The sequence below is a fragment of the Streptomyces vietnamensis genome (assembly GCF_000830005.1).
In the GTDB taxonomy this organism is placed as follows: Bacteria; Actinomycetota; Actinomycetes; order Streptomycetales; family Streptomycetaceae; genus Streptomyces; species Streptomyces vietnamensis.
In genome coordinates this window covers 2079210-2092693 of sequence record NZ_CP010407.1, presented here as the reverse complement: position 1 = coordinate 2092693, position 13484 = coordinate 2079210, and the positions used below count along the sequence as shown (strand labels likewise).

General features: G+C 72.6%; 13 protein-coding genes and 1 pseudogene. 10 read left to right on the top strand and 4 right to left on the bottom strand.

Going from position 1 to position 13484, the window contains the following annotated elements; genetic code table 11:
- Positions 1-3 precede the first annotated feature (3 nt).
- A complete protein-coding gene (gene sufU / locus SVTN_RS09220) occupies positions 4-465 on the top strand; it encodes a Fe-S cluster assembly sulfur transfer protein SufU (RefSeq protein WP_041128635.1) in 462 nt (153 codons plus the stop codon).
- Positions 462-800, top strand: a complete 339-nt coding sequence (locus SVTN_RS09215) for a metal-sulfur cluster assembly factor (protein WP_030205917.1) — start codon at positions 462-464, stop codon at positions 798-800. The genes sufU and SVTN_RS09215 overlap by 4 nt, the downstream gene beginning before the upstream one ends.
- 101 nt (positions 801-901) lie before the next feature.
- Here the strand turns inward: SVTN_RS09215 and SVTN_RS09210 are convergent, their stop codons facing one another.
- Complete coding sequence (locus tag SVTN_RS09210) at positions 902-2062, bottom strand: DUF7847 domain-containing protein (protein ID WP_078908265.1); 1161 nt, start codon at positions 2060-2062, stop codon at positions 902-904.
- A gap of 126 nt (positions 2063-2188) precedes the next feature.
- Here SVTN_RS09210 and SVTN_RS09205 point away from each other — a divergent pair, with 126 nt between their 5' ends.
- Genes SVTN_RS09205 through dapD form a run of 3 tightly spaced genes read left to right on the top strand, consistent with a single transcriptional unit; the run spans position 2189 to position 4133 of the window.
- The gene (locus SVTN_RS09205) at positions 2189-2509 is read left to right on the top strand and encodes a DMT family transporter (protein ID WP_041133723.1); all 321 of its coding nucleotides are present in this window, start codon (positions 2189-2191) and stop codon (positions 2507-2509) included.
- A complete protein-coding gene (locus SVTN_RS09200) occupies positions 2509-3105 on the top strand; it encodes a TetR/AcrR family transcriptional regulator (RefSeq protein WP_052499032.1) in 597 nt (198 codons plus the stop codon). Before SVTN_RS09205 ends, SVTN_RS09200 begins: the two co-directional genes overlap by 1 nt.
- Before the next feature lie 44 nt (positions 3106-3149).
- Entirely contained in the window at positions 3150-4133 is a 984-nt protein-coding gene (dapD, locus tag SVTN_RS09195; RefSeq protein ID WP_041128634.1) for a 2,3,4,5-tetrahydropyridine-2,6-dicarboxylate N-succinyltransferase, read from the top strand.
- Between the two features lie 17 nt (positions 4134-4150).
- On the opposite strand, the gene dapA is transcribed toward dapD, so the two are convergent.
- A complete protein-coding gene (gene dapA / locus SVTN_RS09190; RefSeq protein ID WP_078908264.1) occupies positions 4151-5038 on the bottom strand; it encodes a 4-hydroxy-tetrahydrodipicolinate synthase in 888 nt (295 codons plus the stop codon).
- Positions 5039-5170: 132 nt separating this feature from the next.
- On the opposite strand from dapA, the gene SVTN_RS09185 reads away from it, so the two are divergent.
- The gene (locus SVTN_RS09185) at positions 5171-5908 is read left to right on the top strand and encodes an SDR family NAD(P)-dependent oxidoreductase (protein ID WP_041128632.1); all 738 of its coding nucleotides are present in this window, start codon (positions 5171-5173) and stop codon (positions 5906-5908) included.
- A 19-nt stretch (positions 5909-5927) separates the two neighbouring features.
- Here SVTN_RS09185 and SVTN_RS09180 read toward each other — a convergent pair whose 3' ends face one another.
- Complete coding sequence (locus tag SVTN_RS09180; protein WP_041128631.1) at positions 5928-6371, bottom strand: GNAT family N-acetyltransferase; 444 nt, start codon at positions 6369-6371, stop codon at positions 5928-5930.
- Positions 6372-6465: 94 nt separating this feature from the next.
- Between SVTN_RS09180 and SVTN_RS09175 the strand changes: the two genes are divergently transcribed.
- Entirely contained in the window at positions 6466-7179 is a 714-nt protein-coding gene (locus tag SVTN_RS09175) for an antibiotic biosynthesis monooxygenase (protein ID WP_041128630.1), read from the top strand.
- A gap of 12 nt (positions 7180-7191) precedes the next feature.
- On the opposite strand, the gene SVTN_RS09170 is transcribed toward SVTN_RS09175, so the two are convergent.
- Complete coding sequence (locus SVTN_RS09170; RefSeq protein ID WP_041128629.1) at positions 7192-9060, bottom strand: endonuclease/exonuclease/phosphatase family protein; 1869 nt, start codon at positions 9058-9060, stop codon at positions 7192-7194.
- Between the two features lie 210 nt (positions 9061-9270).
- Here SVTN_RS09170 and SVTN_RS09165 point away from each other — a divergent pair, with 210 nt between their 5' ends.
- From SVTN_RS09165 to SVTN_RS46375, 3 genes and pseudogenes are all read left to right on the top strand, one after another.
- The gene (locus tag SVTN_RS09165) at positions 9271-10740 is read left to right on the top strand and encodes a hypothetical protein (RefSeq protein ID WP_041128628.1); all 1470 of its coding nucleotides are present in this window, start codon (positions 9271-9273) and stop codon (positions 10738-10740) included.
- Between the two features lie 354 nt (positions 10741-11094).
- Positions 11095-12519 (top strand): alkaline phosphatase PhoX, encoded by a 1425-nt coding sequence (locus SVTN_RS09160; protein ID WP_041128627.1) that lies wholly within the window; start codon positions 11095-11097, stop codon positions 12517-12519.
- Between the two features lie 64 nt (positions 12520-12583).
- Positions 12584-13222: pseudogene (locus SVTN_RS46375) on the top strand (GntR family transcriptional regulator); the annotation flags it as partial.
- Between the last annotated feature and the right edge of the window lie 262 nt (positions 13223-13484).

The following is a 13484-nucleotide window of genomic DNA, read 5'->3' as shown; positions in this document are numbered from 1 at the left end:
CTCGTGAAGCTCGATTCGATGTACCAGGACGTCATCCTGGACCACTACAAGCACCCCCACGGGCGGGGTCTTCGGGACGGCGACGCCGAGGTGCACCACGTCAACCCGACGTGCGGCGACGAGATCACGCTCCGCGTGAAGTACGACGGCTCGCGCATCGAGGACGTGTCGTACGAGGGCCAGGGCTGCTCCATCAGCCAGGCCTCGGCCTCCGTCCTCAACGAGCTGCTCGTCGGCAAGGAGCTGGCCGAGGCGCAGAAGATCCAGGGCACCTTCCTGGAGCTGATGCAGTCCAAGGGCCAGATCGAGCCGGACGACGCGATGGAGGAGGTCCTGGAGGACGCGGTCGCGTTCGCCGGGGTCTCCAAGTACCCGGCCCGTGTGAAGTGCGCGCTGCTCAGCTGGATGGCGTGGAAGGACGCGACCGCCCAGGCACTGGGTGACGCGGAGAGGAAGTCGGCATGACCGAGAACGCCGAGGCCACGATGAAGCCGGCCTCCGAGGAAGAAGTCCGTGAGGCGCTGTACGACGTCGTCGACCCCGAGCTGGGCATCGACGTCGTCAACCTGGGCCTGATCTACGGCATCCACATCGACGACTCGAACGTCGCGACGCTGGACATGACCCTGACGTCGGCGGCCTGTCCGCTGACCGATGTGATCGAGGACCAGGCGAAGTCCGCGACGGACGGCATCGTCAGCGAGCTGAAGATCAACTGGGTCTGGATGCCCCCGTGGGGCCCGGACAAGATCACGGACGACGGCCGCGAGCAGCTGCGCGCGCTCGGCTTCAACGTCTGATCGGTCCGCCGGTACCTGTACGAAGGGCCGTGCCCGCCGGGATTCCCCGGTGGACACGGCCCTTCGGCGTACCCGGCGCCTTGGGCGTCCCGGGTCCCGGGTCAGAAGCCGGGGGCGGCGGGTGGCTGCGGGGGCAGGCCGGCGCTCTCGGCCAGGACCGGGGCGAGGTTCTCGTTGCGGATGCGCTGGTCGACGTAGATGAGGCCGTTGACCAGGGGCGGGAAGGTGGTCTGGATCAGGTAGCCGATCAGCTGGCCCACCATGGTGATCACGATGTAGACCGAGAAGACCGACAGGACCTCCGAGAACTCCGGGTCCGTGCCGAGATCCGCGGCGGCCGCCATGGCGGGGAAGATCCCGGCCACGCTGAGCACCTGCTGGATCAGCCCGGCCGTGACCCCGGCGATCAGGGTGGCCAGCATCGAGATGCCGAGGACCGGCCACCAGCGCCCGCGCACCAGCTGCGAGGAGCGCTGCATCGCCCGGATCGGGCCCTGCTTCTCGAAGACCACGGCCGCGGGGGCCAGGCTGAACTTCACCCAGAGCCAGATCGCCGGGACGAAGGCCACCAGGAAGCCCAGCATGCCGAGGCCGATGTAGGCGCCGGCGACCTCGTCGCTGTCGTCGCCGGCCGACGCGCCGACCATGCCGATCGAGAAGAAGACCAGGGCCAGCAGCACCGGGACCATGGCGATCAGCCCGGTGAGCAGGCTCGTGCCGATGAGGGCGGGCACCCGGGGGAGCGTCCTGCGCCACACGGAGCCGAAGGTCGCGGGGCGGCCCAGGACCGCGTCCTGGAGGACGGTGAGCATGGCCGCCTGGACGGTCGCGACGGCGAGCACGTATCCGATCAGGGCGACGGCCGCGACGATGACGAAGGCGATGATGAGGGGCCGGATCTCGTGCCACTCCGGTTCCTGGGTGCCGGGCCGGTCGGCCAGGTCGGCCAGTTCGCCGAGCTCCTCGGCGACCCCGGACAGGGCGACGGCGATGGCGATGCCGATGAGCAGCGTGTACGCCCCGAAGACCGCCGCCGCCAGACCCATGACAGGTCCCTTGTACCGCCCGATCGTCGACATCGCGCCGCCGAGGATGTCGCCGAGGCCGAGCGGCTTCAGCGGGATCACCCCGGGCTTCGGCGCCGGTGGCGGCATCCAGCCGCCCCAGCCGGGCATGCCGGGCCCCCCGGGACCGGCCGGACCTCCTCCTGCTGCGCCGCCGTACGCGTCTCCGTACGGCCCCCACCCCGCGTTGTGCGACATTCCCCGCTCCCTGTGTCCTGTTTCTCGCCCCCGACCGGTGACCGGAACACGGTATAGGGACGGGACATGCCAAGGACATCGAGTTGAAGTGTACGGGCGTACGCATCGTTGTGTACGCTCGTACGCATGGGTTACGGACTGCTCGCGGGCGCCATCGCGGCGGAGATACTCGCCACCACCTCGATGAAGTACAGCGAGGGCTTCAGCAGGCTCTGGCCCTCCCTCCTCACCGGTGCCGGCTATCTCGTCTCCTTCGTGCTCCTCGCCCGGGCGCTCAAGACGCTCCAGGTCGGCACCGCCTACGCCATCTGGTCCGGGGTCGGCACCGCCGTCGTCGCCGCGATCGGCTACCTCTTCCTCGGCGAGAGCCTGGGCGTCGCCAAGATCGCCGGGATCCTCCTCATCATCGCCGGGGTCGTCGTCCTCAACCTCGGCGGCGCGCACTGATGGCACGGCCCCGCAGGCACGACCCCGACCGGCGCGAGCGGATCGTCGACGCCGCGCTCACCGTCGTCGGCCGCGCCGGGATCGCCGGCCTCAGCCATCGCACGGTGGCCGCCGAGGCCGACGTGCCGCTCGGCTCCACCACGTACCACTTCGCCTCCCTGGACGAACTCCTCGTCGCGGCGCTCCACCGGGTCAACGGCACCTTCGGCGCCCGCCTCCGGCAGGGGCCCGAGATCGCCGCGCCCGATCTGGCCGCCGGTCTGGCCGCGCTCATGGGGGAGTGGCTGTCCACCGAGCGCACCGGCGTCGAGCTGGAGTACGAGCTCTACCTCGCCGCCCTGCGCCGCCCCGCCCTGCGCCCCGTCGCCGCCGAATGGGTCGACGAGGTCGTCTCCGTCCTCGCCCCGCGCACCGGACCCGTCACCGCCCGCGCCCTGGTCGCCCTCATGGACGGCATCAGCCTCCAGGTGCTGCTCACCGGCGCCCCGTACGACGAGGGGTACGCCCGGGAGATGCTGGCCCGGATCCTGAACGAAGACCCGAAACGGCAGGCCGGGACCTCGTCGGAACCGCCCACGGACCCGACCGACACCTGAGACCGGTTGGCCCGGGCCGGGGCCCGCCCGTTAGGTTTTCCGTCATGACCACTGCTCCTCGCACCACCGGCGCCGTCGCCGCCGGCCTCGCCACCATCGCCGGCGACGGCACCGTTCTCGACACCTGGTTCCCCGCCCCCGAGCTGACCGAAGCGGCCGGCCCCGCCGGCACCGAGCGCCTCACCCCCGACGAGGCCGTCAACGCCCTCGGCGAAGGCGCCGCCAAGGCCCTCGGCGTGGACGCCCGCCGGGGCGTCGAGGTGGTCGCCGTCCGCACCGTCATCGCCTCGCTCGACGAGAAGCCGCTCGACGCCCACGACGCCTACCTGCGCCTCCACCTGCTGAGCCACCGGCTGGTCAAGCCGCACGGCCAGAGCCTGGACGGCGTCTTCGGCCTGCTCGCCAACGTCGCCTGGACCTCGCTCGGCCCGGTCGCCGTCGACGACATCGAGAAGGTCCGGCTCAACGCCCGCGCCGAGGGCCTGCACCTCCAGGTGACCTCGATCGACAAGTTCCCGCGCATGACCGACTACGTCGTGCCCGCCGGGGTCCGCATCGCCGACGCCGACCGCGTCCGCCTCGGCGCGCACCTCGCCGCCGGCACCACCGTCATGCACGAGGGCTTCGTCAACTTCAACGCCGGCACCCTCGGCACCTCGATGGTCGAGGGCCGCATCTCCGCCGGTGTCGTCGTCGGCAACGGCTCCGACATCGGCGGCGGCGCCTCCACCATGGGCACCCTCTCCGGCGGCGGCAACGTGATCATCTCGATCGGCGAGCGCTGCCTCATCGGCGCCGAGGCGGGCGTCGGCATCGCGCTGGGCGACGAGTGCGTCGTCGAGGCCGGTCTGTACGTCACCGCCGGCACCCGGGTCACCATGCCCGACGGGCAGATCGTGAAGGCCCGTGAGCTCTCCGGCGGCGACAACATCCTCTTCCGCCGCAACTCGGTCACCGGCGCCGTCGAGGCCCGCCCGAACAACGCGGTCTGGGGCGGGCTGAACGAGATCCTGCACAGCCACAACTGATCCGGCGACTCCGCGGGTCAGCAGAACGCGGAGTCCGCCCGGAGCAGCGCCTCGTGCGCCGTCCGCAGCCCGTCGGCCGTCTCCCGGTCGGCGGGCTGCAGCGGTTCGCGCACCGGGCCGCCGAGCAGCGCCTTCGCGGTCACCGTGCCCGGCAGGCCCGAGGCCATCATCAGCTCGACCAGCGGCAGGAGTTCGGCGTTGAGGCGGGCCGCGCCCGCGGTGTCGCCCGCGTCGAAGGCGTCCAGGACCGCCCGCAGCCGGCGCGGCGCCACGTTCGCCACCGTACTGACGTAGCCGGCGCCGCCCACCGCGTACAGCGGCAGGTTCAGCTCCTCGCTGCCCGAGTAGTACGCGAGCCCCGTCTCCGCGATCAGCCGGGCCGAGCCGAGCAGGTCGTTCGCGCAGTCCTTCACCGCCACGATCCGAGGATGCGCGGCGAGCCGCCGCATCGTCGCGGGCTCGACCCGGGTGCCGGTGCGGCCGGGGATGTCGTAGACCATCACCGGAAGCCCGGTCGCGTCCGCGACCTTCAGGAAGTGCGCCTCGACGGCCGCCTGCGGGGGACGGCTGTAGTACGGGGTGACGACGAGCAGTCCGTCCGCCCCCGCCTCCTCGGCCTGCCGGGCGAGCTCCGCGGTGTGCCGGGTGTCGGCGGTGCCGACGCCCGCGACGACCGCCGGGCCGGGGCCGACCGCGTCCCGCACCGCGCGGATCAGCGCGGCCTTCTCCGCGTCCGTGGTGGTCGGGGACTCTCCCGTCGTGCCGTTGAGGACCAGACCGTCGCAGCCCTCCGCGACGAGCCGGGCGGCGAGCTCGCGCGCCGCGTCCAGGTCGAGGCCGCCGGTGGCGTCGAACGGGGTGACCATCGCGCAGAGGGCGCGCCCGAAGGGGCGTTCAGTGTTCATTCGAGAAGTCTGTGCGCGAGCGACCGTGAAGGTCCACTTAGATCTGCTTGGTTCGAGAATTCAGTTTCTGTGAACGATGGCCGTCTGGCATGATCGGCCGGGCGCGACAGGGGGACATGGAGAAGAACGCACATGAGCGAACAGCGCGTCGCACTCGTCACCGGCTCGTCCTCGGGCATCGGAGCGGCCGTCGCCCGACGGCTCGCCGACGCCGGCTACCGGGTCGTCGTCAACTCCGGGCGCTCGGTCGAAGCGGGCAAGGCCCTCGCCGCCGAACTGCCGGACGCCGTCTACGTCCAGGCCGACGTCTCCGACGAGGCCCAGGCCGCCGGGCTCGTCGCGGCCGCCGTGGAGGCGTACGGCCGCCTCGACCTCCTCGTCAACTGCGCGGGCACCACCCGGTTCATCCCGCACGACGACCTCGAAGCCGCCTCGCCCGAGGTGTGGCGCCACCTCTACGACGTCAACGTCATCGGCGTCTGGCAGACCGTCACCGCCGCCGTCCCGCACCTGCGGAAGACCCGCGGCAACATCGTGACGATCTCCTCCCAGGCCGGCGTCCGGCCGGGCGGCAGCTCCATCCCGTACTCCGTCTCCAAGGCCGCCGTCAACCACATGACGAAGCTCCTCGCCAAGACCCTCGGCCCCGACATCCGCGTCAACGCGGTCGCGCCCGGCCTCATCGACACCCCCTGGTTCGACGGGGTGGAGGGCGCCGACGCCGCCAAGGAGCACGTCGCCGGGGTCGTCCCGCTGCGCCGCGTCGGCCGCCCCGAGGACATCGCCGGGGCCGTCTTCGACCTCGCCCACGCCTCGTACATCACGGGAGAGGTCCTCCTCGTCGACGGCGGTGGGCACCTGCTCGGCTAGGGGCCGGGCGCCTCTTCGGTCAGAGGCCCAGCTTGAAGCCGTCGTGGCTGCGGGCGAAGCCCAGCGAGGCGTAGAAGCGGTGGGCGTCCGTCCGCCGCTTGTTGCTGGTCAGCTGGACGAGCGCGCAGCCGCGCTCCTTCGCCCGCGCCACGGCCCGCTCCATCAGCTCCCGGCCGAGCCCGCCGCCCCGCCGGTCGGCCCTGATCCGGACCGCCTCGATCAGGGCCCGCTCGGCGCCGCCCTTGCCGAGTCCCGGGATGTACGTGGCCTGGAGGCAGCCCAGGACGAGATCCCCGTCCACCAGGACGAGCATCTCGTTGCGCGGATCGGCCTCGATGTCCGCGAAGGCCCGCTCGTACGCCTCGGTGACGACGACCGAGCCGGGGTCCACGACCCCGTCCTCGTCGGCGAGCAGGGCGAGGACGGCGGGCAGTTCGGCGCGGGTGGCGGGGCGAAGGATCATGAAAGCAGTCTCCCACGGCGAATCCCCTTGACCTCAACCATGGTTGAGGGAGGACGGTGGAGCCATAGCCCCTCCGAGGAACAGGAGACCCTCCATGAACGCCGTCGCCCGCCCCGATGCCCGCCCCGACCTCCACCGCCCCGGCGTCGGCGCCGTCCTGGCCAGCACCTGGCGGGTCGCCACCCCCGAGCGGCAGCGGGCGGCCGTCGAGGCCATCCGCAAGGCCTGGGAGAGCCGGGAATGGCCCGACCTGGGGCTGCTCTCGTACAGCGTCTACATCGGCACGGACGGGGACACGCTGCTGCACTACTCGCAGTGGACGGCCCCGGAGGCCTACGACGACTTCGTCCGCACCCACCGCGACGACCGGAACGCCGAGATCGACGCCGCCGTCCCCGGCATCGAGCGGGTGGAACTGCGCCGCTACGCGCCCCTGCTGCGCTCCGCCGTCCTCGACGAGGAGAGCGCCGGGGCACTGCCCGGGGCGATCGCGGTCGTCGAGGTCGACTTCGACGGGCCGGACGCGGAGCGGCAGGAGGCCTGGGTGGAGGCCGTGTTCACCGCCATGGCCGACGACGCGGGGAAGCGGGCGGCGCACGGCGGGATCGGCGCGCACTTCCACCGGTCCCTCGACGGCACCCGCGTCCTGAACCTCGCCGAGTGGGAGACCGAGCAGGCCCACGTCGAGTGGCAGGCGGAGTACGCCCCGCTCGGTGAGGCCTGGCGGCGGGTGCACGCGTACCCGGGGCTCGTCGGCAGCCGGGTGCGGAGGTACACGCCCGCGCTGAGTCTCGACGCGGGCGTGTGACCGGGTTTCCCGCTACGGGCGGAAGCGCAGGACCTGCGGGTCGTGGTCGCTGTTCTGGTCCGCGAACTCCGCGTTGATGTGCACGGAGTCGTACTCGAAGTGGTGGACGCCCGGGCTGGTCAGGATCTGGTCGAGGACCTGGCTGTTGCCCTGGTACACGTACGAGTAGCGCTCGCTCTCCGGCAGCGACGTGATGGCCGGGTACAGCGCGCCGCCGTCGGTCATCGCCTCCGTCGTCCCGGAGAACTCGAAGTCGTTCATGTCGCCGACGACGAGCACGTCCGCCTGCTTGTCGACGGCCTCGATCTCCTTGACGAAGGCGTTGACGGCCTGCGCCTGGAGCAGCCGCTTGGCCTCGGAGGAACGGTTCGGCGGCTGGTGGTGCGAGACGATCGACTCGTCGCCGCCCTTGGAGGTGAGGTGGTTGGCGATCACGAAGACCGTGCGGCCGCGGAAGACGAACTCGCCCGCGAGCGGCTTGCGGCTGGCCTCCCAGGCGGTGTTCGCCGGGTCGATGCGGCCGGGGGAGAGGGTCAGCGCGGCACGGCCCTTGGTGCCCGTCACGGCGGTGGCGGTGGTCGCGTCGCCGCCCGCGCGGTCCGTGAAGGAGACCCGCTCGGGGTTGAAGAGGAAGACCTGACGGATGTTGCCGCCGGGCTCGCCGCCGTCCTTGCCGTTCTGCGGGTCGATCGAGCGCCACTCGTACGCCGGACCGCCGGCCGCCACGATCGCGTCGGTGAACTTCTTCACCGTCACGTCGGCGGCGACCGTGCCGTCGTTCTTGGCGCCGTTGTTGTCCTGGATCTCCTCCAGGGCGACGATGTCGGGCGAGGCGAGGTTCTCGACGACCGCCTTCGCGAGCGCGTCGAACTTCTCCTGCGGGTCGGTCGGGTCGAGGTTCTCGACGTTGTACGTCGCCACGGCCAGCTCGTTCTTGTGCTGCTTGTCCGTGGTCTCGCGCTCCAGGCCGTTGTCCTCCAGAGTGCCCAGGGTGCGCGCGGTCAGCGTGTAGCCGCCGAACTGGTTGAAGTCGAGCGGGCCCTCGGTGGTGCCGGTCAGCCGGTCGCCCACGTTCGCCTTGGGGAAGGGCTGCTGGGCCAGCGGGGTCAGCGACTGGATCTGGAGCCGGCCGGTGTTCTGGGACTCGTACGAGCCGTAGACCGTGCCGCCGCGCTCGTTGTCGTTCTCCCAGGGCTTCACCGTCACCCAGAGCTCCGCGTACGGGTCGGTGGCGCCGACCACCCGCGAGGAGTCGATCCGGACGTTGGTGCCCTCCAGGGACTCGTAGTAGTCCAGGGCGTACGTCTCGGGGTCGAGCGTCAGGCCGTTGATCGAGCCGCCCGCGGCCGGGTCGCCCTCGGGGGCGTACTCGTCCGGGACCGACCACGCGGAGATGGTCACGGGGGCCGGGACCGGGTTGCCCTTCGAGAGGACCGTGATGACGGGCTTGGAGATCTGGGTGAGGGACTGGTTGCCCGAGTTCAGGCCGCCGGGGACGTACTCGGTGACCGTGCCGTTCAGGCTGACCGCGTCGCCGACGGCGACGGTCGGGACGGAGCTGGTGAAGACGAAGATGCCCTCGCTGGTGGCCGGGTTGTCGTCGGCGTTCGGATCCTGGATCCAGAATCCACGCGAGCCGTACGTACGGACGCCGGTGACGATGCCCGTGACGCCGGTGACCTGCTTGCCGACGAGGGGGGAGACGCGCGTCGTGCCCTGGATGTCGTGGATGCGGACGCCGGCGGCGGTGGTGTCCGCGGCGGCGCTCTCCGTGGCGGCGATCTCCGCGGCGGCGCTCGACGGACCCGCGAGCAGGCCGGCGGCGAGGGCGGAGGCGACGACGGCGGAGACCGCGGCGAATCTCGGTATGGAGGAAGACATCAGAGGCTCCGAGGGTGCTTGGAGGATCGGCAGATGAATCTACGCGCGTCAATCTCTTGTGAGAGCAGTGCACTTGTCAAGAGTCGACGGGTGTACGAAGGCTGACGGATCCGTGAACCGGCGGAAGGGCCCCCGGATGCGTCTACCCTGAGGACCGCTCTCCGAGCCCCTTTCACCTTCACCCCCGCACGCGCCGAGGAGACCCCACCGATGTCAGAGCACCCCACCCTTCCCCCCGTTCGGCTGCGTGCGGACGCGGAGCTGGCGCGGGACGCCCTGGCCGCCCCCCTCCTCGCCCAGGCCGTACGGCTCGCCCGCTGGGCCGGGCCCGAGACCCGGGTCGACGCGGGCGGCGAACTCGTCGACGAGCAACTCCCCGAAGCCGCCGAGGTCCTCGGCCTCGCCGACGACGAGGACGGCCAGACCTGGGCCGGCGACGCCTGGCGGCTCGCCGTCGACACCGGACTCGTCGCCGTCGAGGACGGACAGGCCGCGGAGGGCGCCGAGGACGAGGACCTTCCCGGGCGGGCCGGTCCCGGCGAGAACCTCGCACTGGTCACGGGCGGTTCGCCGCAGGACGTCCTCGGCCTCTGGCTGGACGGCTTCGACGCCGTCTTCGCCGACGCCGTCGCCCCCGTCCTCGACGACCTGGACGCGATCGTCGGCGAGGACGGCGAGATCGACTTCGAGGCGCTCGACTGGGACCCCGAGGTCGAGGCCGACTTCCTGGAGGGCGTCCTCGGCAACCTCTACCTGCTGACCGTCAGCGAGGGCGGCGCCGGCGAGGGCCCCGTGCCGCTGCCCGCGCTCGCCGCGTCGATGGTCGTCCCCGACGACATGGGCGAGCCCACCGACGACGTCCTGGAGCAGGTCTCCGACGCGATGATGCGGCTCGACGAGCAGTTCCGGCTCCTCGAACCCATCGGACTCGTCGAGTACCAGCCCGTCGACGAGGCCCTGATGGCCGAGGAGGGCGAGGAGCCCGCGCCGCCCGTCGACGACGAGGACGTCACCCGCTACGGCATGGTCCGGCTCACCCCGCTCGGGCTCTACGGCGTCCGGGCCCGGATGCTGGAGGCCGGCGTCGACGCGCCCGCCGTCGGCGACCTGACGGACAAGGGCGCCGACGCCCTCCTCGACGGGATCGCCGGCTATCCGGAGGCCGCGGCCCGCGAGGAGACCGCCGCGTGGCTGGCCGGCCGCGACGCGCTCGACGCGGCCCGCGAGCTGCTGCACGCCGCGCGGGGCGCCGACGCGGGCTCCCCGCTCCGCCGCCTCCACTGCCAGCAGACCCTCTCCCTGGTCGGCGCCGAGGCGGAGCCCGCCGTCCGCGAGGTCCTCGACGACGCCGAACTCGGCGGCCTCGCCCGGGTCTGGCTCGCGGAGCGCGGCGCGGCGGACGTGCCCGCGCCGCCGGAGTCGATGATCTTCTGGCTGGCGATCGACACGATCGCGGCCCAGCTCGACTCGGCCGGAGACCTGGAGGAGCTCCAGGAGCTGATCGAGGGCCTCACCGGCCGCCACAGCGGCTTCTTCGAGGCGGCCTGGCGGGTGGAGCACCCGGCGACGGCGGAGGTCCTGGAGGCGATGGGCCGCCTGCACCGGGACAAGTCCGCGGCGAAGGAGGCCCGCAAGGCCGCCTTCAAGGCCCGCTCCCGGTCGGGGGCTTCGGGTTCCTGACGCGGGGTCACCGATGCCGGGGGCGGTCTCGGCGCGGCGCGCGCCCGGCGGGGCAGCTGCCCGGGCGCGGTACTCCGGACCGGGAGCTCGCTGCGGAGAGGCGCCCTGGCGGTGCCCGCCGTGGTGCGGCGCCCCCGACAGCGCCTGCTGGGGGCGTGGCGGCCCCCGGTGGTACCCGCCGGAGCGGTCCCCGGCGGGGGCGGGGACGAGCGATGCTCGGGCCGGTGCGGGAGCGCCCCGCGGGGCCGCCCGGGCGGGATGCCCGGTGGTGTTCCCGTGGCGTTCAAGCGGTGTTCGTGGGGGCGCGGGAGGGTGGCGCGCGAGATCCGGCCACCACAGGGAGACCCCACCACCATGCCGATCAACCGCAGAGAGTTCGCCAAGCAGTCCGCCGTCGCCGGTGCGGGCCTCGCCCTCACCGGTGTCGTCGGGGCTCTCGCCACCGCCCCCGAGGCGCTCGCCTCCGACGAGCCGGAGGCGTACGGGGCAGGCCACGGTCACGGCCACGACCTCGGGTACGGCCCGCTCGTCGCCGACCCCGACGGGATGCTCGCCCTGCCCGAGGGCTTCTCGTACCGCGTCGTCACCCACAGCGGCGTGACCCGCCTGGAGTCCGGCGAGTTCACGCCCTCCAACCACGACGGCACCGCCGCCTTCGACGGCCCGCGCGGCGCCACGTACCTCGTCAACAACCACGAGCTCAAGGGCCCCCGCGCCAAGTGGGAGCACCCCGTCCCGCTCACCGAGGGCCTCGTCTACGACCCGGCCGCGGCCGGCGGCTGCACCGTCGTCGAAGTGCACCGCGACGGCACCGTCGCCGAGTGGGTCGGCGTCGCCGGCACCTCCACCAACTGCGCCGGCGGCCGCACCGCCTGGGGCACCTGGCTGACCGGCGAGGAGACCGAGGACCTGGCCGGCAAGAACGGCATGACCAAGGACCACGGCTACATCTTCGAGGTCGACCCGTACGACCGCCGCGCCAACCTCGAACCCAAGCCGATCAAGGCCTTCGGCCGCTACGCCCACGAGGCCGTCGTCGTCGACCCCAAGCACGGCCACGCCTACCTCACCGAGGACGCCTCGGGCCCCAATGGGCTGCTCTTCCGCTGGGTGCCGCCGCAGGACTTCGAGCACGGCCGCGGCAAGCTCCGCACCCTCGCCGACGACGCCGGCGCGCTCCAGGCCTTCAAGTGCATCGACTCCTCGGGCCGCTTCGTGGACGACCTGTCCCGCGCCACCCGGATCGGCACCGTCTACGGCGTCGACTGGGTCGACGTCCCCGACCGCGACGCCCGCACCACCTCCGTCCGCAAGCAGTTCACGGACGGCCAGGTCACCCGCGCCCGCAAGCTGGAGGGCATGTGGTGGGGCGACGGCGGCGCGTACATCGTCTCCTCCTACGCGCGCGAGGAGAGCCCCGGCGCCGCGCACGACGGCCAGGTCTGGTTCTACGACCCGAAGCGCCGCACCCTCACCCTCAAGGTGCTCCTCGGGGTGAACGCCACCCCGGACGAGGACGGCGCCTTCGACGGCCCCGACAACATCACCGTCTCCCCGTACGGCGGGCTCGTCATCGCCGAGGACGGCGAGGGCGTCCAGCACCTCTTCGGCGCGACCGACTCGGGCCGCACCTACCCGATCGCCCGCAACGACCTCAACGACAGCGAGTTCACCGGCGTGACCTTCTCGCCCGACGGCGACACTCTGTTCGCCAACATCCAGACCCCGGGCATCATGGTCGCGATCACCGGCCCCTGGCGCCGCCAGCCCCGTCGCTGAGGGCCGCTGAGGCCGAAACTGATCTATGGTCAGCTCCATGGACTGACATCTAACATGTCAGTCCATGGACGCACTGCGGCCCGTGGGCCGGACCCTGCTGCGTGACCGGGCGTACGAGGCGCTGCGCGAGGCCATCGTGCGCGGGGACCTCGCCCCCGGCGCGCCGCTGAAGGACGCCGATCTCGCCGAACGGCTCGGGCTCTCGCGCGCACCCGTGCGCGAGGCCCTGGCCCGGCTCGGCGACGAGGGGCTCGTCGAGTCCAAGCCGCAGAGCTACACCCGGGTCACCCGGCCGGTCAGCCGGGTCGTCCGGGACGCCGCCTCGGTGGTGCGGGTGATGCACGAGCTCGCCGCCAGGACCGGCGTGCCGCTGCTCGGCCCCGAGGGCATCCGGACCATGCGCGAGGCCAACGAGCGCTTCGCGGCGGCCGTCCGCGCCTCCGACGTGGAGGCCGCGCTCGACGCCGACGACGAGCTCCACCAGGTCCTCGTCGTCGCCAGCGGCAACCACGCCGCCGCCGCCACGATCGCCCGCTACACCCCCCTGATCCGCCGCGTCGAGCGGCGTCTCTTCGGCGACGCCGGGAGCTGCGGATCGGCCGCACTGCACGCCCGGCTCATCGAGGCGTGCGCGGCGGGGGACGCGGAGGAGGCGGTGCGGGTCACCACGGAGATCTGGGCCGCCCTGGAGCACCTCGCGGACGACGCCATCGAGGTGGCCGAGGTCACCGGCATCCCCGCGACGCCGACCCCGGGGGCCGGGGAGACCGCAGGCGGAAGGCCCTCCGCGGGCCGTGAGCCCGGCACCGGGGAACCCGCGCCCGAGAGGCCGGTGCCCACGGAGCTCGCGCCCGAGAGGCTGGTGCCCACGGAGCCCGTGCCTGAGAGGCCCACGCCCACGGAGCCCACGCCCACGGAGCCCGCACCCGCGGAGCCTGCGCTCGCGGAGCCCGTGCTCGCGGAGC